This is a genomic window from Stieleria mannarensis (genome assembly GCF_014154935.1).
GTDB lineage: Bacteria > Planctomycetota > Planctomycetia > Pirellulales > Pirellulaceae > Stieleria > Stieleria mannarensis.
This window is the reverse complement of record NZ_JACEHH010000015.1, coordinates 22,058-42,914: the sequence shown is the minus strand read 5'-3', so window position 1 is coordinate 42,914 and position 20,857 is coordinate 22,058. Positions and strand designations below refer to the sequence as shown.

Sequence of the window (20,857 nt, the reverse complement as noted above, 5' to 3'; positions counted from 1 at the left end):
GGAGCATCTGGTTTCGCGGCATTTCAAATATCGCCGCGCCAATAGAAAGACCTGCTCATGCAGGGACATGATACAGACGCCGCACCATTTTTGACCAACCTATTTTTTGACCACTTCCGCCCGCCCCGCGGCACGTCGTGCGTAGCCGGCTCCGACGCTTCTCCAGGACAATCGATAGCGGTCTTCCAGGCACCACTGGACGAAGGTGTTGCTGTTGGGGCCGGGGACGTAACGGTAAAGCCCGCACCAGGGATACGAGTTCGGTGCGTCTTCGATGCGGCGGGCCAGATGATCGGCCGGCTGGCCGTGCCACTGGTGCAGCCAATACGCGGGGTGGTTTCGGATACCGGCCGTCGGGGCCAACAGGTTGCGATGCACGTGCCCCCAGCTTTCCCCGCCACAGTCCGCGTCCTGCCAGACCTCCCAGCGGTCGACGTCGTCGCCACGACGGACTAGCAGCCAACAGTGTTCGGCAAAACGAAAGGGGCCGGGCAAGCGGGCCGCCCAAAGCTCCACGGTGACCGACGGCGGCGTTGGCGATTCAGGAACCGATTTCACCCCGGTCACCGGTTTGGCCTGAGGCGATGTCGGCGGCGAAGCAATCGATCAAGGTCGAGACGTTGGCCATACGGTCCAGCTCGCGGAGTGCGCGAATGCTGCGGTCGAGTCGCGCCAGCGTGGTCGGTCGCGGCGAGGCGGCAAAGGCTTCGTCACGCATCGCTTTGCGGTAGTGCCCGACGGCCATGGAAAAAACGTCGCGAAGCACGGCGCGTTTTTTCGGGGCGTCCTTTCCGGCTTCGTCCACCCGCGTCGTGACAATCCGTCGGATGGCGATCGGATCGGGAAAGGGACCGGAGAGCGCACCGATGAAGGCCTCGCGAAAGCGGCTGGAATCGCCACCGAGCAACCGCAGCGCCGCCGGGATGTCTCCCGCGGCGATGTCGACCGCTCGCGAGATCTCCGCCGCGTCGGCCTGGACCTGATGAACCTGGCTGATCAATCGCACGGCGTCCTCATCACTCAGTGGTGCGAAGCGGATCACCTGGCAGCGAGACCGGATGGTCGGCAATTGTTTTTGTTCGCTGGTCCCGACCAAGATGATGACGGCATCCGAGGGCGGTTCCTCAAGCGTTTTGAGCAGGCAGTTGGCACCTTCTTCGTTCAGAAAATCGGCGTCCTCGAGAATCGCCACCTTGCGGCGACCGCAATAGGGGCTCAAGCGGACGTCGCGACAGAACCCTTCTTGCATCCGCACTTCCGGGCGGCCGATCAACAGGTCGACGGGGATCACCGTCTTGTCGTTCGGTTTGCGAACACGAATCAGATCGGGGTGTGTTTCGGCGTTGACCTGCACACAGGCTTCACAGACGCCGCAGGGCTGCATCGACTCGGGCGGGTTGCGGTTGCACAGCAGCGTGCGGGCCAGCAGCGTGGCGACACTGCGTTTGCCGATGCCCGGCGGGCCGACCAACAGAAAGCTGCCGCCGAAGCGTTGTTGTCGGATCGAGTTGCCGAACCAGGATTCCAGATGGCGGTTCCCGATCAAATCGTTCCAGGACGCGATCATGTCGCCGATGAATCCGCAGCGGCGGGGTGACCGTTGGCGCTGGCTTGGCCGTTGGCGCTGGCTTGGCCGTTGGCGCTGGCTTGGCCGTTGGCGCTGGCTTGGCCGTTGGCGCTGGCCTGGCAATGCCGCTCGTTCACGTTTTCCTTTTCGATCTTGTTGATCTTGGCGATGCGTTCGGCGTGGCGTCCGCCATCGAAGTCGGTTTGCAGCCAGCGGAGCACCAGGTCGTCGATCGACCGTTCACCGATCAGGTCACCGGGCAGACACAGTACATTGACGTCGTTGTGTCGCCGGCTCATTTCGACCATGACTTCGTCGTAGCACGGTGCGGCGCGGACGCCGGGAAACTTATTGGCGGTGATGGCCATCCCGATGCCGGTGCCACAGATCAGGATGCCGCGTTCGGCTTGGCCGTCGCTGACGCGTTTGGCCACCACTTCGGCAAAGTCTGGATAGTCGACCGAGGAGTCGCCGTAGGTGCCTTCGTCGAGCACCTCGAACGAGTTGGCGGTCAAGGATTGGATCAGGCGGGCTTTGATCTGCACGCCACGGTGATCGCTTCCGAGTGAAATTCGCATTACACAGACTCCTCCTTGTCTCCGTCGGAGACTTCAGGAAAAAAGTCGTCGTCGAGACGTTCAAACCATTTTTCCAGTTCGCCTTCCATTTGGTCGGCGCACTGCCGGTACGCATCGACGGGCATCCCGATCGGGTCGGAGATGTCGCCGCCGTCATGACGCAAGGTGAACACACGATCGTGCATGTCCGGCCAAGCGGCCAGGATGGCGGCACGGTGGGAACGCGTCATGGTCAACACGAGATCGGCGACGTTCATGATGTCTTCATTGAGCGGTTGGCTGGCATGTCCGGTTAAGTCCAGTTTACGCTCTCCCATCACCTCGATCGATTGCGGGCTCGCGCTTCCTCCGGTCGACGCGGCGACCCCTGCTGATAAAACCCGGACCGCGTCTTCCCGGCCCATCTTTTTTCGCAGTAATTCACGCATCAAGGTTTCCGCCATCGGGCTGCGACAGGTATTGCCGGTGCATACCATTACGATAACGGGTTTGACGAATTGGTTCATGGCGGCTCGCTCGATCACTCCTTCTCGCAACAATTCCCAGCGGTTTCCGATCACGCGGACCACCGTGGACGCCCCACCATAACGAGTCGGGCCGTCGTCGAGCAGCAGTGGTAACGTCCCGGAGAGTTGTTCCAGGACACCCTGGGCGGTCGTTTCGGTCGGTTTTCCGCTCAAATTGGCACTCGTCAGCACCAGCGGGGCGGCCATAAATCGGTGAATCGCTTCCAAGATCCGGTGGTCCACCACGCGGAACCCGATTCCCCCGCCCGGGCCGGTGATCCGGGCACGAACCGAAGCGGGCAACTGATGAACGGCCGAATGGTCGTTTTCGCACGGGGTGACCAGCGTCAGCGGTCCGGGCCAACAACGGTGGCTCAGCCGCCGAGCGACCGGAGACGCCTCGCAGAAAAAATCTTCCGCCGCCTGCCGACTTCGCACCGAAATCGCCATCGGCTCCTCGCCTCGGCCTTTGATCTGGACGATCTTCTCCACCGCCTGTTCATTGAGCGCGTGGGCGGCGATCCCGTACACGGTGTCGGTCGGAAATGCCACCACCTGGCCTTCGGTCAACGCCTGGACGGTGCGGTGGATGATGTCGCTGGGGTCGTCGGTTTCGCGTAGGTCAAGGACTTTGGTCATGAATACCGACGGATCAGGCTGTCAAAAAGGGCACACACGGAACGGTTCGCAGCCAACGGATCGAATTGTCGGGGCAACGATTGCGAGCACTGGCGGAGTGGTTGCCGCTATTGTACGAGCGGTAAAAATAAGTCGACAACCGGACGCTTCGGAAAAGGCCTGTAGAATGGTTTCGCCGCCCGCAAAACCCTCATCGCGGCGCACCAATCGATCCCACCGTCGTCAATCAGACACATGAGAAAACCGGCCCCGCGACATTCCCCCGCAATGCCCCGCCGCGACAATCCGCCTCGCAAATTGCCCCACGAATTTGGCCGCGACGCCATCCCGCGTCGCCAGATGCTGCGACAGACCGGCTGCGCCGCCGCCGCGGTCGTCACCGCGGCCGCGACGGGCTGCGTGCCGGCCAGCGGGCACGGTCAAACTGAACTGGTCTGGGGACGCCGAGGCCAAAGTTCGGGGCGGTTTCTTAAACCCCGCGCGATCACGATCGACCGCAACGATCATCTGTACATCGTCGATACGACCGGCCGCATCCAAGTCTTTGACCGCGATGGGAATTGGTTGCGGGAATGGAAAACGCCGCAAACCAAAAACGGACGGCCGACCGGATTGGCGGTCCAGCACGGACCGACACCCGGCGACGACTTGTTGCTGGTCGCCGACACGCACTACTACCGCATGCTGGTTTACACCCTGGACGGACAGCGGGTCCAGGACAAGGAGATCGGTGGCCAGGCCGGTCGCGCACCCGGCCAATTCGCGTTCGTCACCGATGCCGTCTCCGACCGCGACGGTTGCTACTACATCGGCGAATACGGCGATTCGGATCGGATCCAGAAGTTCGATCCCGATGGCAATTTCATCACCCAGTGGGGCGGCACGGGACGCGAGAAAGAAAAATTCGTCCGGCCGCAAAGTCTGGTGATCGACGGCGACGTGTTATGGATCGCCGATGCCTGCAATCATCGCATCCAACGTTACGACATCAGCGGCCCCCGGCCGCGCTGGATCGACGTCTGGGGCCAGCAAGGCAACCAGCCGGGACAGTTTCACTATCCCTATGATCTGGCACTGCTGAGCGACGGGGGCGTGTTGGTTTGCGAGTACGGCAACCAGCGGATTCAGCGGCTGGCGGCCGACGGCACCCCGCAGGCCATCTGGGGGGCGCCGGGATTCGAAATCGGCCAGCTCTATCAGCCTTGGGGGCTGGTCGTCGATTCAAAACAACGCATGCACGTCCTGGACAGCAACAATCATCGCATCCAGCGGACGCGCTTGCCGGCCTGAACGCCAGCCGGCCTGAACGCTAACCGGCCAGCAATTCGTCCATCGACGCGACCAGCCCCTTGACCGCGTCGACGCTTTTTTGGAAGTCTGCGGTTTCGGAATCGGTCAACTTCAGCTCGATCACCTTTTCGACTCCGCCGCTGCCCATGATCACCGGCACGCCGACGTAGTAGCCTCCGACGCCGTACTCGCTTTCGCACAGGGCGGCGACCGGGATACAGCGTTTCTTGTCTTTGACGACCGCTTCGACCATTTGGGCACAGGCCGCCGCCGGTGCGTAGTAGGCGCTGCCGGTCTTGAGCAGGGAGACGATTTCCGCACCGCCCTTGCGGGTTCGCTCGACGATCTCTTCCAGCCGTGCCGGATCGATCAGCTGGGTCACAGGGATCCCGCCGACGCTGGTGCAGCTGGGGATCGGCACCATCGTGTCGCCGTGGCCGCCCATCAGCAGGGCGCTGATGTCTTCGACGCTGACGCCCAGTTCCATCGCCAGGAAGGTGCGGTAGCGCGCGGTGTCCAACACGCCGGCTTGTCCGCAGACTTTCGCGCGGTCAAACCCGGTGACCTTCCACATTTGCTGGACCATGGCGTCCAGCGGGTTACTGACGACGATCACGACGGCGTTGGGGCTGGATTTCTTGATCTCTTCGCCGACGCTGGTGATGATCCGTGCGTTGGTGGCTAGCAGGTCATCGCGGCTCATCCCCGGTTTACGCGGGATCCCGGCGGTGACGACGATCACGTCGCTGTCGGCCGCATCGTCATAGCTGGTCGTGCCGACGATCTTGGAGTCAAAGCCCATGATCGGCGACGACTGCATCAGGTCGAGTGCTTTCCCGGCCGGCATGTCTTCGGTTTGCGGGATGTCCAACAAGACGATGTCACCGAGCTCCGCAGCGGCGCACCAATGTGCACAGGTTGCTCCGACGTTACCAGCTCCGATGACGGTGATTTTTGCGCGACGCATGGTTGTTTCTTTCAAGGAAGGGAAGGGGGCGAAAACGGGATAGCCTGACAAGCGTCCATCGTCTCCGACCAGCCGCCGCGGTCAAGTAGAGGCAGGTTCACGAAGCTCAGCCTGGCCCAGAATTTCTGGTCGCTCGGTGCGTCCCGCTGCGGCCCCGTCAATCGGAATCAAGCGGCCGGAGGCGACCGCCCCAGGAATTTCACAAAAAAACTTCCCGCGCGGCGTGATCCGTCGCGGTCGGCGCGCCTTTCTATGCAACCGGCCAGTCAAAGCAATCGAGAACTGAATCCGCCGCCGAAGCGAGGTCAATGATGGGACGTATCCGCACATCCAACCGCATGTTCACCGCTGTGTGTCTCAGCCTAGGCGCTGCGGCCAGCGTCTGGAGCCACGCTGCGGCGATCGAACCCGGCGATTGGGCCCAGTACAACTACGACAATCGCGGCTGGCGTTTTAATCACGCCGAACAGACTCTCAAAGCGAGTAACGTCGCGACGCTGGAGGAGAAGTGGCGGTTTCCGACCCGCGGATCAACCGAAGAGATCGGCGTCGTTCATGCGACCCCGGTCGTCGTCAACGGCTACGTCTACTTCGGTACGACACGAACCCAACCCTCGTTCTACAAACTGACACCGGATGGAAAGCTTTGTTGGTGTCACGAGATTGAATCGATCGTGACGGCTGAACACGGCGATCCGTACATCGAGCATGGTTTGGATGCCACCGTTGACGGTGTGATGAATTCGGCGTTGGTGGACGACCAGCGCGTCTATTTCGGCACCTTTGGCGGACAATTGATCTGCTTGGACCGATTCAGCGGCAAGTTGCTTTGGAAGGTCAACACAAAACGGGAGCCCTTTTCCGCCGCACACCCGTCCAACACGATCATGTCGTCACCGATCCTTGCCGATGGCAAGTTGATCGTCGCCGGCGGCGGATTCGAACACGCACTGGGGGCGATACCGGATTATCCCTGCTGCTCCGGACGCGGGTTCGTCGCCGCATTTGATCCGGAAAGTGGCGAATCGCTTTGGGGCTACACGGTCGGTCCCGAACCCGAGCGATTTGATCCTCTGGTCGCCATCGAGTTTGACAACGGCAACCGCATCGATCGGGCCGGCGGCGAGATCCTTTATCAAACACCGAAATACCAGGGGCCGCCCGTTGCCGACATGCGGGCGTCCAAAGACACCCGCATCTTGGCCCTGCCCAGCGCCTTGGGCGGATTGCAAACCGGATGCGGATTCGATGGTGAGCGTGTCTATGCCAACGGAACGGACTGGCCGGGACTGGCGATTGCACTACAGGGCGCCGCTAGTTCCAGAACCAATCCGATCATTCCCCCCTCGGCGGGACGCGTCACCGCCATCGCGCCCAATACCCTGGTCGAGCATTGGCGGCACGAGCGACCGCGTTTGCATCACACCAACCTGGATGACGGCGAGAAATTTACCTGCGGCGATCCCGTTGGGTCCGGTGTGGCGTTGACTGACGAACTGGTTTTTTTCACCACCACCCTAAGCGGCGAGCTTACGGCGCTTGATTCGCGTACTGGCAAATTGCTCAAAACCATCCCCATCGGGCCGGTGTGGTGCGGCCCCTCGGTCTCCAACGGCAGAGTCTATGTCGGATCGGGGTCGGACCTGTTCACGGCATGGAGCAGCAAAGAACAGGCCAAAGCACGCGTCGGGTTTTCGCTCCCGACGACAGAGATCGGGGCGGTCTACTGTTTCGGATTGCCCGACGACGACGGGGCTCAGTTTTCGCAGCAAGAAAACTGCCCGCAACGTAAAACCGACTGATTCACTTTTTGCTTCCTCCTTCTCTCCCCCCAATGAACTCGGAGCCATCCATGCCCGTTCGACACCTCGTGCCCCTCCTGCTGTTCGTCTTCGCCCTCGCCCCGTCAGTCCCCGCTCAGCAAGCTGCTCAGAACAAACCGTTGCCGGACGAAATCGACAAGCACTTTCAGTATTTGACCGGAACATGGGATTACAGCTATCAGGAAAACGGCGAAACCTATCACGGCGTTTGGAGTGTGCAGCGGAGCGAAAACGGTGCGGCGCTGCTGAGCCATTTTCAAGAGGTGGGGCCCAAGGGAAAGGTGTCTGGAAACTATCTGCACGGTTGGAATTGACGCTGCCAAGTCCGAGACCACGATGATTCCGGCGAGCGTCAAAGCGCGGATGGCAAGACAAGTCGGGATGTGGACGACACATGGAGTGCGAAACGAAAAACCGTTCGAAGGTCTGTATCTTGCACGCTGGAACGATGCCGAGACCGGGTTGATTATTGTCAGCCGCGAAGGGCACCACGTCATGAACGGATTGAGTTATTGGGACGACAAGGCCGCCGAGCTGATCGAGGTCTGGGCGACGCCTTCGGGGAGTGCCGTGTTGCATTTCAATCGTCGACTTGGACTGGTTGGCAGAGTCGCTGGCGTCGTCGGACCATGAAGTTCATCGACAATTCGACGTCGAGCACGATCGCTACTTGCTGACTCGGTTATTGGATTCGGTCCGTTCGGATTTTGCCCCGACGACGATCAATGCATTTTGCATGACGGCACTCCAAGAGATGTCGCCGGCGGACGTCGCCGATCGGTTGGGGACGACCAAGGCGGCGGTGATCGCGGGGCGATCCCGAGTGCTGTGTCGTTTGCGTGAATCGGCCGGGGCAATTTTTGCCGACGATTCTTGACTCGCGTTCGCGGGTGCGTCGAAACGATTCGGATCCGCCAGAGAGGTCGACTTCGATGCCATCACCCAGCTCAGACTCACCCCGCTCAGACTCGCCCCGCGAACATCCGACGCGTGACGAATGGAAACGGTTTGTCTCAAGCTGATGATGTCGTTGTGCGATGTGGTGCAGTACGCGCACCGCAACGGCGTCATCCACCGCGACCTGAAACCGTCGAACATCCTTTTGGAACGAACGACTGATTCGGACGCGCCCGCGATCGAGCGACCCCGAGTCATCGATTTCGGCATCGCAAAAAATCTTGACAACAACGCCCCGGCGATGACCGGTTCGCAAGAGATGGTCGGCACGCTTCAGTACATGAGTCCCGAACAATTGAGTGAGAACCCGCAGTGCGATACGCGAAGCGAAGTGTATGGTCTGGGGCTGATCTTCTATGAACTGCTCGCTTTTCGTTTACCGCTGGAGACCGCGGAACTGCGCGAGCAGCCCCTGGATGTGGCGATCCGCCGTATTCGAACCGAAGACCCGCTGATGCCAAGTCGATCGTTGGCGGAGTGCGAAACCGGCAACGAGGATGGCAGGATCCGATCGCGAATTCGTCGGCTGCGCGGTGACCTGGATTGGATCGTGATGAAGTCCATCGAGCGTGATCCGGACCGCCGCTATCAGTCCGCGGCGATGTTGGTCGACGACATCCGACGGCACCTCGCCGGCGACGTGATCGCTGCGGCGCCACCGTCGCTGAGAATCAAGGCCGGAAAATGGATCCGCAAGCATCGCGGCTGGTGTGCCGCCGGCGCATCATTGGCGTTGCTGATGGTCATCGTCGGAGGCGTGATCGTCTGGCTCTTGAGTCTGACGTTGACGGCAAACCGGGATCTGGCGCTACGGACGTACATCGGCGAGATTCAAATCGCCGAGGATCGTCTCCGGCGAGGACACACCGCCGAAGCGAGCGAGATGGGCCAATCACTCGAGATCGATCTTGACCGATTCGTAGGCGTTCTCACGCACCTTGGCGTCTTCTTTGGCGTTGCGGCGGGTCCACCAGATCGTGGCAAGGATCGCCACGACGATGGCAACGGCCAGGGCGTAGCCGATCACCTGGACCTCGTCGTTCTCGTCAGTCGGCGGCGCCATCGATTGCCAGGCCGACACGACCACCAGCGGACCGACCTGCTTGCCGCCGCCTTCGCGGGTCATGAATTCGTTCTTGTAACTCCACAACCGGTAAAAGAAACCGTCGATCGATACGGGATGGCCGACCATCGCGACGACGGCGTCCTTGTCTTTGAATTGCTCGCTTAAAAAACTCGGCAACGTTGCCGAGACCAGCGACACGGGATACGTGCCGCTCATCAAGATCGGATCGCCGGTTTCACCTTCGCCGCGGGCCAATTGGATGATCGTGTTGCCCAGATCGCCGCTGGCATCGATTTGGTAGTAGTGGTCTTGCCCCAATTGTTGCTGCCGCGCCGGGTCGGTCACGCTGATCCGGGTGATGCGGACCGTCGATGCATTCATGCGGATCCACTGGCCGTGGTAGTCTTGCGGTGATTGCAGCAAGGCGACCGGCTGGACCGCCAACGGTGTCAAGGGATTGGCCGGATCAAAGGGCTCCGTGTTCAAATCTTTGGCCGCGGCGAGCATCGAATAAAACGCGTCCCCGTCGGCGGCCTCCAGCGAGCGACGGTTTCGCGACGCCGCTTCGGCGATGCGGCTCAAATCCACACCCTGGCGGGCCAGCAATTTCCAACCGACGCTTTCGGCCATCGACGGGAACCAGGCGACGCGTCCGGCCGCAAACACCTGCTCGGCACTCGATGCATCGATCACGACCGCCATCGCTTTGACGCGATCGCCTTGGGAGATTTTACCGACCAAAGGGGGCGCGAAAACAGAGATCGATTCTTCCGAACCGGGCAGCGCCAACACCAGCTCTTGAAACGATTTGAGATCCAAGAATTCGGTCAACGATTCGGGAACCTCGTACTGACGCACCGCCGTGATTGTTCCTTCCACTTCGACCGCATCGCCGGTGGTCAAGCCGGCCGCCACGGATTCATCGCGGATCGGTCCTGACGATCGCGAGGCCAGCACGTCCTCGTCTGCCTTTCGCAACCGATACAACAGACGCGACATTTCACCGGCCACCTCGGAATCGCTGACGGGGAAACAGCCGCCGATCCGCACCGCATCGAAACCGCTGAGCAGATCGACGGCGGATGCTGCCGTTGCGCGCCCGCCGAAGCACATGCCGAAACACGCTGTCGAGACGGTCAGCGCAATCAGAACAAACGCGCTGGGTCCGTAGCATCGGTCCCTACCGCGACCTAGGTGGCCCTTTCGCTCACGAGCAGTCGTCGATCGATCACCCGACGTAGCTACCGTCGCCAGAAGGTGGATCCCCAGCGTCCTCCACGCTCTGGCGAGCATGGCTACATCGAAGCCGCGTATTCCAGCATGGCTAAGACCAACATCACCAAACGTTTTGGCCACCCGATTGGTCATCATGATTGTGTTCCTTCGTGTTTGGCATCGTGGTCGGCCAGGGTGTCCAGGTCCAGTTTGACGTCTTCTCCGGCATGTTGTCGCAAGGACCGCGATCGTTTGGCATCCAGGGCGCTTCGGTACATCAAGAATCCCGCCAACGCGATGCCGCCGACGATCGCCAGCAAGACTCCCACCAGCCCGGTCAGGTCACCGCCTGCCGCCACCGAATCGCCAGCCGCATCGGCGTCTGCTTGAGCGTCGGACGTCGACGCAATGCCTTTGGCGCCGACCACGCGACCGATCACCACCGGAGCCAGGTCGGCACCGATAGACGATCGGTAGGGCAACCGTTTGATGAATCGACCGACCGCGGCGATCTTGCCGTCCGGATTGTCGGGGTTGGATGGACGGTCCCATTTTCCATCGGCGGTCAGCGAGTCGGCGATCAAACCGGGCAACTGCCGCGTCATCAGGATCGTGGGGCGGATCCCACCGTCGGCCGGGATGATCCACAGTTTCCAATAGCTCTCCACACCGGCTCGATTGGACTGCGCCGTCTTCCGCTCGGCCAACTGCAGCGTGCCGACCAGGCGGATCATCTGGCCGCGGTAGATCTCGGGTTGTTGCAACAACGGAAGCGTTCCGGTCGTGACGCCACCGCCGGCGGGCAAGGCGTCCGAACGAACGAGCCCCAGGTAGAACGCGTCGCTATCGGCGCTGGTCCAAAAGGTGCCGTCGGAAACACGTCGGATCGCCGCGGTTTGCAACGCGTCCAACAGCGGGGCGGCAACCGACGCGATGCGCCCCCACACCCCCGGCGGGCAAGCGTCGGCCGCGGCACAATCCCGAAGCGTCTGGATCATCGCCAAGACCTCGTCGAACGTTTCGTTTTCCTGTTGCACGGATGGTTGTCGCAGCAACTCGGTCGCAGCGTCGATCTGATCGACCGTCAAGCCGCTCCAGGCCGTTGACGTTTGTGCGGAGCCGGACCGGATTCTGATCAGTGACTCGGTCCAGGATCGTTGCAGTGACACGTCCATCGCATCGACCCACCGTGTGGCGACAGGTCGAACCGCTGCGGACAATGTCTCTTCGGTCGGAGTCTCTTCGGTCGGAGTGCTGGCCGTCGGATGGCTGGCCGGCGCGTCGTCATTGGTTGCGGCAATCCGATTGGCGATCCGATTGGTGGGGGCCCCCGTTTGGGCCAGCGTCGACGTCGGGTCGGCCGGTGGGGCGATCGGGATCCAGTCTTCTTGCGGGGAGTCAAAAAACGTCTGGTACAGGTCGGGGCGACGGGCTTCGCGCATCACCACAACGACCAACAACAACACGACGCCCAGTCGTATCAAGCGTCGTCGGCTGCTGGCCGCGCCCGGGATCGAGCGGTGCTTTTTTGACTTCGCATCCCCTCGCCTGGGGCGATAAAGGCTGGAATCGTTAAATTGCGATGGGATTCGCATGACTCGTCGGACCGAAAGGGGGCGTGCGCTTGAATGACCGCTAGCACGACTTTACGCTAGATTAACCTCTTTCATCAATCTGATCACTTTTCGACAAATCCCGGTATGACGAACTCTTTGCGCCACGGGCGGCCGAAGTCGTGTTTCCACAGGCTGATCCATCCAGCGAGTCGCCTGTCGCTCATCACGGCCAGTTTGCTGCTGGTGTTGGTGATGTCACAAGACGCATCGGCCAAGGGCGAACCGGCCGAAGCCTTCGTCAAACAACTCCGCAACGTCGGTTATTTTGACACCGCGATCACGTACTTGGAACGGGCCGAAACGATGGCCGGGGTGGAGTCGTCGTTCGTCGCGGCGATCCCGCTGGAGAAAGCCCAGACGTACATCGAATCGGCGCTCCATTCACGCAATGCCGCCGACCGCGACCTGGCGCTGGCGAACGCCGAATCCGCACTCCGCGATTTCCTGGGCGGGGAAAGCCATCCGCGGCAAAGTGAAGCTCGTCTGCAACTGGGCAAGTTGCAAATGATTCGCGCCGCGCAATTGCTGGCCGGCGAACCGGTCGAAACCGAAAAGCAGCAAGCGCGCGAGTCCTATTTGGCGGCCGCCAAAACCTTTGACGGCATCGTCAGCGATCTGCGTGGCAAGCTGGAATCGATGCGCGGCCAAAAAATCGATCCCAAGGCGGACCCGGAGGCGGCGGCGCTGCGCGATCAATACCGATTCGAATTCCTGCAATCCCAGCTGAACGCCGCCGACGCGATCAAGCTGGCCGGGAACACCTACGCCGACCCGGCCAAAGAGGGCAAGGCACAACTGGAAGACGCCGCCAAGCGATTCGAGGAACTCAACAAAAAGTATTCCGGGTACTCCCCCGGCGCGATCGCGCTGTCGCATCTGGGCGAGTTGAATGAAACGCTGGGTAAACCGGACGTGGCGCTCGACCATTATCTGCGGATGCTGGAGGAACCGAGCGTCGACCAGCTCCGCGAAGCCAAGTTCTCGTCCGCGGCGGGCGTAATTCGGATCAAACTGGCGTCAAAGCCGCCGGCTTATCAGGAGGCACTCGACCGCACCGCAGGCTGGGCCAAAGAGATCCGCCCCAACGAAGAATCGCTACCGATCGTCCAAGAGTTCCGCATCCAGCTGGCCAAAGCCTACTTGGCCAAGGCGGCTGACGACAGCTTGAAAAAGGGCGAAATCGGTCGTGCGAAATCCGAAGGCCGCGAGCTATTGCGGGCCGCCAGCAAGGTCCCCGGACCGCACGTCGAACAGGCCAAAGCGATGTTGGCCGACTTGGGGATCGAGCAGGAAACCGAAACCTTGCCGACGGCCGAGCCCCCGTCCAGTTTCGACGACGCGTTGGAGAAAGCGACCCAGGTGGTGACGGTGACCAGCGACCTGGAAGAAGCACTGAAGGTCATTCAAGGGCAAAAGGAAACGCCGGAACTGAAAAAACAAATCGCCGACATCGAAAAACAGATCCGCGAATCCTACTTCGTCGGCATCCAAGTCTTGCGGGGCGGTTTGGCGATGGTCACCCCCGACACAAATGTCGAATCGCTGAACCAGGCTCGTCAGATCCTGGCGTACTTCTTGTACCAAACCAAACGTCTGCGCGAGACCGTTGTCGTGGGCAACTTCCTGGCGCGCAACGCCCCCGGAACCGAACTCGGGCTCAAAGGCGGGCTGATGGCGCTGACGAGCATGCAATTGTTGTTGAACGAAGTCCCCGAGGATGCCAACGAAGGCTTGATCCGCCAGCTGGAATCGCTGGGGAACTTTTTAGCCAAAACCTGGCCGGATGATCCCAACGCCGCCGCCGCACAAGGATTGCAGATCCGGCTGTTGCTCAAAAAAGATGACTTCGACGGGGCGCAAGCACTGATTGATGAGATGAGCGCCGGCAATGAACGAGCCTCCTTTAAACGGCTGCTCGGCCAACTGCTGTGGAACGAATCGATCGTCGCTCGGACACAAGAAAACGACGACGCCAAATCCGACGCGCTGCTGGAACGTGCCAAATTAAACCTGCAATCCGGGCTGGATGAAATCGAAGGCAATTTGGTCGAAGTCGAAGGGATGCAGGCGGCCACCGTGCTGGCCAAAATCCATCTGATGAAAGACGACAGCGCCGCCGCCTTGAAAGTGCTGGACCATTCCAAATACGGCCCGCTGCATTGGATCGGCAAACTCGGCAGCCCGTCGGAATCGTTCACCGGTGAACTCTACAGCACCGAACTGAAGGCGTTGGTCGGCCGAATGTTGGACTCCGACACGCCGGAAACATTTCTGGATCGAATGACCGCCACGATGGAAAAGCTTCGCGGCGCCTACAAGGGCAAAGAGTCGCAAACCAAGTTGACGCAGACCTACATGCGTTTGGCGAGCGACTTGAAGGAACAGCTCGATACCGCCACCCCGGCCCGAAAGGTCAAACTGATCGAAGCATTTCGCGTGATGCTGAAGCGGATCTCCGATGCGACCGACGACACCGCGACGCTCCGCTGGGGCGGCCAGACGCTGATGTCGATGGGCGAAGCGTCGATGGAACCCGGTCAAGTCAAAGCGGCCGGCCAGGCGGCGGATCTGCTGAACCAATCCGTCGAAACCTTCCAATCGCTGCCCGACCAGAACGACCCGACCACGGCGTACCTGCTGGGCCGCGCCCAGCGGTTGGTCGGCGAGTACAAAGCGTCGATCGACACGTTTGAAGGTTTGTTGAAGGCCAAACCCACCATGCTGGAAGCCCAAATCGAAGCCGCCAAAGCATACGAGGCCTGGGCCGGCACACTGCCGCCCAACATCGCTTACAAGGCCTACCGTGCCGCGTTGGAAGGGGCACGTCCGGGTGAGAACAAGAAGAACACGATCTGGGGTTGGGCCGAAACCAGCAGCAAGACCAGCAAGCTGATCAACCGCAACGAAAACTTCAAGGAGAAGTTCTTTGAATCCCGTTACCACGTCGCGCTCTGTTTGTACCTGATGGGCAAAGCCGCAAAACGAGATGCCGACATGCGAAAGGCGATCAAGGTGATTCGCGAAGCGGCGACCTTGTTCCCCGAACTCGGCGGCCCCGAACGACGTGCCGAGTACAACGCGTTGATGAAGGAAGCTCAACGCTCGGTCGGTGATGATCCGGTCGGGATCGCCCAACCCGGTCCCAACTAGGTTTCGCCGTTGTGGCCGGACGGTCGGTCTTTCCGCCCGCCCCCTCCACTGTCGCCTGCCCCTATTCACAACATCCTTCACCACTCGCGTTTCAAAAACCTCCGATTCATGACCCAACCCCGACTCCTTCGCCTGGCCCTCGCCGCCGCCGTATTCAGCTTCGCCCTGGCAACCGATCGTGCCCAGGCACAACTCGATCGCGTCTACACCCACGATTCCGGAACCGCGACCACCGGCACCATCACGTCGGTGACCAAGAACGGCATTCAATTGAAGGTCGGGGCGAATACCAAGAACTTTGTGGAAGACGAAATTCGCAAGGTGGCTTTCCAGGGTGATCCGCCGCCGCTTTCCCGAGCCCGTGAATTCGCGATCGATGGCCAGTACGAACAGGCGCTCGATGAATTGAAAGGGCTGGACCTTGGCACCATCTCTCGCGATCTGGTTAAAGTCGACGCCGCCTACTATCGGTTGCTCGCCCGTGCGAAACTGGCGCTTGCCGGCCAGGGCGATCGCAAAGCCGCGACGGCCGAAGCGATCAGCTTTGCCGGCCAGAATCGCGACTCGTTCCACTTTTACAGCGTCGCAAAGCTGCTCGGCGATCTTGCGCTCGCACAAAATGAGCATACCAAGGCGTTGCAGTTTTATGGTGCCCTTGCACAAGCACCGTCGACGGAATCGAAGATCGAGTCACGTTACTTGATCGGCGTCACGATGCTGGAACAAGATGACCTCCCGGGAGCGGAAAAAGCGTTCTCGGACGTCGCGTCGGTGGAGGTCAATTCGACCAGTGCGCTGCGTTTGAAGACGCTCGCCAAGGCCGGGCAAGCGGTCGCGTTGGCCAAGGGAGGCAAGGGCAAGGAGGGGCTGGAGCTTGCCGACACGCTGATCAGCGAACTCAACCCCACCGACATCGAAATGTCCGCCAAAATCTACAACGCCCAGGGAGCCAGCTACGAAGCGGCCGGTGACATCGAAGGCGCCATCCTGGCCTATCTGCACACCCACCTGATGTTCTCCGGCCAACCCGACGCACACGCCAGCGCGCTCAGTCGGCTGGTCGAACTGTGGCCCAAGGTCGGACGTACCGAACGCGCCGCCGAAGCCCGACAAGAGCTGCAAACCCGCTACCCCGGCTTCGTGAACTAAAGTGGGATAGGCTTCCAGCCTGTCAACTCCCAACGGCGAAGCATCAAGTCAAGAAATAACTCTCCCGTGCACGGGAGGGTCATGCGTAGCGAGGGGAGGGTTCCCACCGATCATCACCTTACAAGCACGCCGATGAACCATCCAATCCATCACCGTCGACTTGGCCTGGGTGTTTTCGCACTCGCCCTGCTGACCGGTCTCACCTGGAACCACCGCGTTTCAGGCAACGATTCCACCAATGTTTCGGCGAATCAAACCACCGTCCAAATCGCAGATCAATCTATCACGCTGCCCGCACCGACGCTTGCTGAGGATCTGGATGCCGACGCCCAGCAACGTCGGATTACACCGTTGTTGCGTGGACTGAGCTTCAAACAGTTCGCCCGCGATTCCGTTGTCGCGCCAGTGCGAATCTACCTGCGATACATCACCAGCGACGCCGGAGACCGAGTGGGCCATGACGTCCACATGATCTTCATCATCCACGAAAGCCTGCAGACGTTTTCGGACCAAAACATCGCGAACCGACTCGGCGGGGAAGCCGCCGAGGACTCCACGGAGGCAACCGCGGCCGACGTCCCCGCCGAGACGCTGCAGCGTCTCGGCATCGACGATGCCGGTCCCGACATCCGCTACCGGCAAGTTGATTTCGAGTTGCTGGACAAGATCCGATTGACGGGGCTTTTGCGGATCGCACAACAATCCTCCGAAACGCAGAACCGGATCGACGTATCGCTGGTCGAAGCCTTTGACAATCGCTGGCAGTTTACCGATGGCCCCGACACCAATTCCAGCGCCGGCGGCGGCGATTACTCGGGGTTCCAGGGTTGGCTGACAGCGACCTCGCTGGACGCGATGGATGCGGTGTTCATCGAAGCACGCTTCGTCATGCACGAACCGCCGCAATGGTTCGCCGGATCCAACTACGTCCGCAGCAAGCTGCCCCTGGTCCTGCAAGAAGCCGCCCGCGACCTGCGGCGACGCCTGAAAAAAGGGGACGGGGGTTGATTCGGCGTCTGCGACGAAAATAGGACCGAGAGGACACATGCGACCGATAGGTCCCCTATGTCCTATTGGTCCCATGACGCGCGGCCCACGAATCGTTGCCTGCGGTCGGTCCCATTTTCGCAAGGAAGCCCTCGTCGATCACTGCGGCAGTGTCTGGCTTAATAACGAACGATCAATTCGGTTTGCAGACGACCTTCGATAACATCTTTGAATTCAGTCAGCGGAAATTCGTAGGCGATGCCCCATTCCGTCTTTCCGTTGGGCTTGAATTTCAAGCCGACATTTTGCGTCACCAGATCGTTGCCGGTCACGTCGCTGGTGGACAGATTGAACAGGTCCTGACCGGCCACGCCCAACGCGGCACCACCTTCGGCACTGTCGATCCAATGCCACCAGGCGACTTCGGTGACGAAGTACGTTTTCTCGGTCAGCTTGAGGTCAAAGTGGTTGGACCAGTGGATCGATTCGGATTGCAAGAACCCGTCGCTGGGGACGCGCCAGCCGAAGGCCGACATCAAGTGGGCGTTGCCACCCATCAAACGCTGACCACCGGTGGCGAACAGATGAAATTCACCATCGGCAACGTCTTGCAACGAGTCCCGGCTGCCGGGCAAGTCATACGTTCCGCCGATCGATGCGATCGTGCCGCTTTGCGTATCGCGGAGAAGGTTGTATTTCAAGCCCGCCACGACCGACGCCCAACCGTCATCCAATAACGTGTCGAGCGCTCCGTTGGTGTTGTCCCAGATGTAACCGTCCTTGGTCCCGATCAGGCTGAGTCGTTCGGTCAGCGCGATGCGGAATTGCATGGCGAGCACCTGGATCGTTCCGCCGGCGGGAATGTTGTTGCCGATCCGCTCGGGCACCCAGTGGTTGACAAAGATCGGACGGAGTTCGGTGACCGTCCGCGGGTCTTCGAAGTGGACGAAGTTGATCATCGGGCTGACAAAGTCGTCAAAGCAGCGATCGCTCGGTTTGATCAGCCCGCCTAACAATCCGGTGTCGCAGCCGCTGATGCAGCCGTCACAGCCCACACTGCCGCAGTCGGTCGCATCGCAACACAAGGGCGAACCGCAATCGCTGTCGCATGGCATGACATCACCGAGGTCGGCCGCGCACCCGGTGTCGCAAGCGGATCGGTTGAACAGCCCCAGCCCGCCCGCGTCAGCATCCTGTGTTGAAGCGGTTGCCGCGACCGTCAGTCCGATCAGGAAGGCCGCAATTCGGGGGCGAATGGATTGGGGAGAAGATGGTATTAAACGAGTCATGGCTGGCATCCGTGAGAAATGTTCCGTCGATGGATTGCAATCTTCGGAAAACGCACACCCATTCACATGACACATTGTCCGAGGGGCTCACTGAATCCCCATCCCCTACATTTTGTCGTCGCCAACCACAATACCCGCACGATCCGTCACTGCCGGCGAGGCTGGATCACGATGATTCGTGACGTCATGACACACTTCGGCGTCACGTTTGATGCCACGCAGCATGACGGGGAACACCAACCCGTGCAGCGGCAGGACGGCGTACCAATAGGCCAATCCCAGTAAACCGCTGGGACGAAACCGAGCGGTCATGGTGACGCGAGTCGATTGATCATCAATGGAGCTCACCTGGAAATCGAGTTCGGCGTCCCCGGGAAGTTTCATTTCCGCCCTCAAACGCAGCCGTTGGTTGGGTTGATGAGCCGTCACCCGCCAAAAATCCACCGCTTCACCGAAATGAAGTTCGTCCGGGTGTCGACGTCCACGTCGCAGCCCCGGTCCGCCGACCAGTTGATCCATCCAGCCGCGGACCCGCCACAGCCAGCCGGCACCCCAGTAACCATGTCCGCCTCCGATCTGTTCGATCACGGCAAAGACTTGTTCGACGGTGGCGTTGACGACGACCGAACGCTCGTCCGTTTTGGTCGTTCCGCCGGCCCAATCGGGATCGCCCGGCATCACCCCGGCAGTCGACCAGCGTGTTTCGATGTCGTGGTTCTCGATCTTTCCCAGTGCGGCGTCGAGGGCTTGTTTCACATCGAAGAGTGTTCCCGGCATCAGTTCCCTGGCCAATTCGTTTCGGCACACGGTGCGATTGCGTAGCCCTTCGGCGAGCGGTCGCCCGATCTCGCTGCCGACCGGGGTGACCAACGAAATCCACAGCGAACTCAATCGCGGCGTCAACACGGGAACCGGAACGATCACGCGCCGCGGCAATTCGATCGCCTGGGCCATCGCTTGCATCAATTCGCGATAGGTCATCACATCCAACCCGCCGATGTCGAGCGTCTTGCCACGGGTCTCGGGCACACCGATACACTCGACCAAATAACGCAAGACGTCACGAATCGCGATCGGCTGAGTTTCGGTGTTGACCCATTTGGGCGTCACCATGATCGGCAGTCGTTCGACCAGATAACGCAAGATCTCGAACGATGCCGAGCCGGAACCGATGATCATCGCGGCACGCAGTACGGTGACCGGCACCGTGCTGGTTCGCAAGATCTCGGCCACTTCACGCCGGCTTCTCAGGTGGCGGCTTAGATCGGGGCCGAGTTCCCCCAGCCCTCCCAAATAGACGATTTGGCGGCAGGGCGATTGGTCGACCGCCGCAACGAAGTTTTCAGCCAGTTCACGGTCGCGCTGTGCGTACTTGTCACTGGCGGCGATCATGCTGTGCACCAAGTAGTACGCCACATCGATTCCCTCGACCGCCGCTGCAATCGCCTCAGGGTCTTGCAGGTCGCCTTCGTGGACTTGCAGTCGGGCGTTGTCGCGCCAGCTGAATTTGGTCAGTTTTTCTTTGTTTCGGACCAGACAACGCACCGTGTGCCCCTCGTCCAACAACATCCGAACCAGACGTCCACCGACGTACCCGGTCGCTCCACACACAAGAATGGTCAATGAGTTCATGGGATACGTGCGCTGTGGGCAAAAAGCAGGAGGACGGAGGTAGCTACGCTCGCCAGAGCGTGGCACTCCCAGGAGAACAGTTTCTGGTGAAGAGTTGACGCGTCGCAGAAAGAACGGGAGCGTTTGCAGTGTAGACGGGAAACAAGGCCCACGGATGGCAGGGCGGACCCACGGATGATCACGCCTGTCGCTCGCATCCCGCACAGTCGACCGATCACCCGTCAATTCCGCGACACTAAAGTTTTACCAATCCCCGCTGAGGCTCCGTGGAGTTCCGATGAACAACCCCGCAGCGACTAAACTCGTTATTGACCGGAGTGGTTTTTGGGTTCGTGTCGATCAGCGAGGCAGGTTGAAATGGGAACTCTACGACGAAGTCGCAAACCAAGCATCGATCATCGGACGCGGTGCCAAAGACAGCAGCGC

The 20,857-nt window shown here is 60.6% G+C and carries 18 protein-coding genes and 1 pseudogene; 9 read left to right on the top strand and 10 right to left on the bottom strand.

Annotation, left to right across the window (positions count from 1 at the left end):
• Nucleotides 1-99: 99 nt before the first annotated feature.
• From H1B37_RS12110 to H1B37_RS12095, 4 genes are read right to left on the bottom strand one after another with little or no spacing between them, the layout of a single operon-like run.
• Complete coding sequence (locus H1B37_RS12110; RefSeq protein WP_182866924.1) at nucleotides 100-558, bottom strand: DUF3750 domain-containing protein; 459 nt, start codon at nucleotides 556-558, stop codon at nucleotides 100-102.
• Nucleotides 542-1,567: a DNA polymerase III subunit gene (locus H1B37_RS12105; protein WP_182866923.1), complete on the bottom strand. Its 1,026-nt coding sequence runs from the start codon at nucleotides 1,565-1,567 to the stop codon at nucleotides 542-544. Before H1B37_RS12105 ends, H1B37_RS12110 begins: the two co-directional genes overlap by 17 nt.
• Entirely contained in the window at nucleotides 1,564-2,145 is a 582-nt protein-coding gene (gene rpiB, locus H1B37_RS12100; protein WP_182866922.1) for a ribose 5-phosphate isomerase B, read from the bottom strand. The genes H1B37_RS12105 and rpiB overlap by 4 nt, the downstream gene beginning before the upstream one ends.
• Entirely contained in the window at nucleotides 2,145-3,290 is a 1,146-nt protein-coding gene (locus H1B37_RS12095; RefSeq protein WP_182866921.1) for an L-threonylcarbamoyladenylate synthase, read from the bottom strand. Before H1B37_RS12095 ends, rpiB begins: the two co-directional genes overlap by 1 nt.
• Before the next feature lie 234 nt (nucleotides 3,291-3,524).
• On the opposite strand from H1B37_RS12095, the gene H1B37_RS12090 reads away from it, so the two are divergent.
• Complete coding sequence (locus H1B37_RS12090) at nucleotides 3,525-4,580, top strand: NHL repeat-containing protein (RefSeq protein ID WP_286177666.1); 1,056 nt, start codon at nucleotides 3,525-3,527, stop codon at nucleotides 4,578-4,580.
• 19 nt (nucleotides 4,581-4,599) lie between these two features.
• Here H1B37_RS12090 and mdh read toward each other — a convergent pair whose 3' ends face one another.
• A complete protein-coding gene (gene mdh, locus H1B37_RS12085; protein WP_182866920.1) occupies nucleotides 4,600-5,547 on the bottom strand; it encodes a malate dehydrogenase in 948 nt (315 codons plus the stop codon).
• A gap of 308 nt (nucleotides 5,548-5,855) precedes the next feature.
• Between mdh and H1B37_RS12080 the strand changes: the two genes are divergently transcribed.
• The 5 genes and pseudogenes from H1B37_RS12080 to H1B37_RS34370 form a co-directional block, all read left to right on the top strand.
• A complete protein-coding gene (locus tag H1B37_RS12080; protein WP_182866919.1) occupies nucleotides 5,856-7,349 on the top strand; it encodes an outer membrane protein assembly factor BamB family protein in 1,494 nt (497 codons plus the stop codon).
• Between the two features lie 50 nt (nucleotides 7,350-7,399).
• The gene (locus tag H1B37_RS12075; RefSeq protein WP_182866918.1) at nucleotides 7,400-7,684 is read left to right on the top strand and encodes a hypothetical protein; all 285 of its coding nucleotides are present in this window, start codon (nucleotides 7,400-7,402) and stop codon (nucleotides 7,682-7,684) included.
• A gap of 49 nt (nucleotides 7,685-7,733) precedes the next feature.
• The gene (locus H1B37_RS12070; RefSeq protein ID WP_182866917.1) at nucleotides 7,734-8,003 is read left to right on the top strand and encodes a hypothetical protein; all 270 of its coding nucleotides are present in this window, start codon (nucleotides 7,734-7,736) and stop codon (nucleotides 8,001-8,003) included.
• Nucleotides 7,963-8,247 carry a hypothetical protein gene (locus tag H1B37_RS12065; protein WP_182866916.1) on the top strand — a complete coding sequence of 95 codons (285 nt, stop codon included), beginning with the start codon at nucleotides 7,963-7,965 and terminating at the stop codon, nucleotides 8,245-8,247. Before H1B37_RS12070 ends, H1B37_RS12065 begins: the two co-directional genes overlap by 41 nt.
• 120 nt (nucleotides 8,248-8,367) lie before the next feature.
• Nucleotides 8,368-8,751: pseudogene (locus H1B37_RS34370) on the top strand (protein kinase domain-containing protein); the annotation flags it as partial.
• A gap of 164 nt (nucleotides 8,752-8,915) precedes the next feature.
• Here the strand turns inward: H1B37_RS34370 and H1B37_RS33780 are convergent.
• The 3 genes from H1B37_RS33780 to H1B37_RS12055 all read right to left on the bottom strand — a co-directional run bounded on the left by H1B37_RS33780 (nucleotide 8,916) and on the right by H1B37_RS12055 (nucleotide 12,203).
• Nucleotides 8,916-9,149: a hypothetical protein gene (locus tag H1B37_RS33780; protein WP_286177665.1), complete on the bottom strand. Its 234-nt coding sequence runs from the start codon at nucleotides 9,147-9,149 to the stop codon at nucleotides 8,916-8,918.
• A gap of 70 nt (nucleotides 9,150-9,219) precedes the next feature.
• A complete protein-coding gene (locus tag H1B37_RS33775) occupies nucleotides 9,220-10,506 on the bottom strand; it encodes a hypothetical protein (RefSeq protein ID WP_286177664.1) in 1,287 nt (428 codons plus the stop codon).
• 254 nt (nucleotides 10,507-10,760) lie between these two features.
• Nucleotides 10,761-12,203 (bottom strand): hypothetical protein, encoded by a 1,443-nt coding sequence (locus H1B37_RS12055; protein ID WP_182866914.1) that lies wholly within the window; start codon nucleotides 12,201-12,203, stop codon nucleotides 10,761-10,763.
• A gap of 105 nt (nucleotides 12,204-12,308) precedes the next feature.
• On the opposite strand from H1B37_RS12055, the gene H1B37_RS12050 reads away from it, so the two are divergent.
• From H1B37_RS12050 to H1B37_RS12040, 3 genes are all read left to right on the top strand, one after another.
• Nucleotides 12,309-15,374, top strand: a complete 3,066-nt coding sequence (locus H1B37_RS12050; RefSeq protein ID WP_182866913.1) for a hypothetical protein — start codon at nucleotides 12,309-12,311, stop codon at nucleotides 15,372-15,374.
• A 108-nt stretch (nucleotides 15,375-15,482) separates the two neighbouring features.
• Nucleotides 15,483-16,523, top strand: a complete 1,041-nt coding sequence (locus H1B37_RS12045) for a tetratricopeptide repeat protein (protein ID WP_182866912.1) — start codon at nucleotides 15,483-15,485, stop codon at nucleotides 16,521-16,523.
• 132 nt (nucleotides 16,524-16,655) lie between these two features.
• A complete protein-coding gene (locus tag H1B37_RS12040) occupies nucleotides 16,656-17,531 on the top strand; it encodes a hypothetical protein (RefSeq protein ID WP_182866911.1) in 876 nt (291 codons plus the stop codon).
• Nucleotides 17,532-17,689: 158 nt separating this feature from the next.
• Here the strand turns inward: H1B37_RS12040 and H1B37_RS12035 are convergent, their stop codons facing one another.
• Complete coding sequence (locus H1B37_RS12035; protein WP_286177663.1) at nucleotides 17,690-18,799, bottom strand: hypothetical protein; 1,110 nt, start codon at nucleotides 18,797-18,799, stop codon at nucleotides 17,690-17,692.
• Nucleotides 18,800-18,904: 105 nt separating this feature from the next.
• A complete protein-coding gene (locus H1B37_RS12030; RefSeq protein WP_182866910.1) occupies nucleotides 18,905-20,431 on the bottom strand; it encodes an SDR family oxidoreductase in 1,527 nt (508 codons plus the stop codon).
• Nucleotides 20,432-20,857 lie beyond the last annotated feature (426 nt).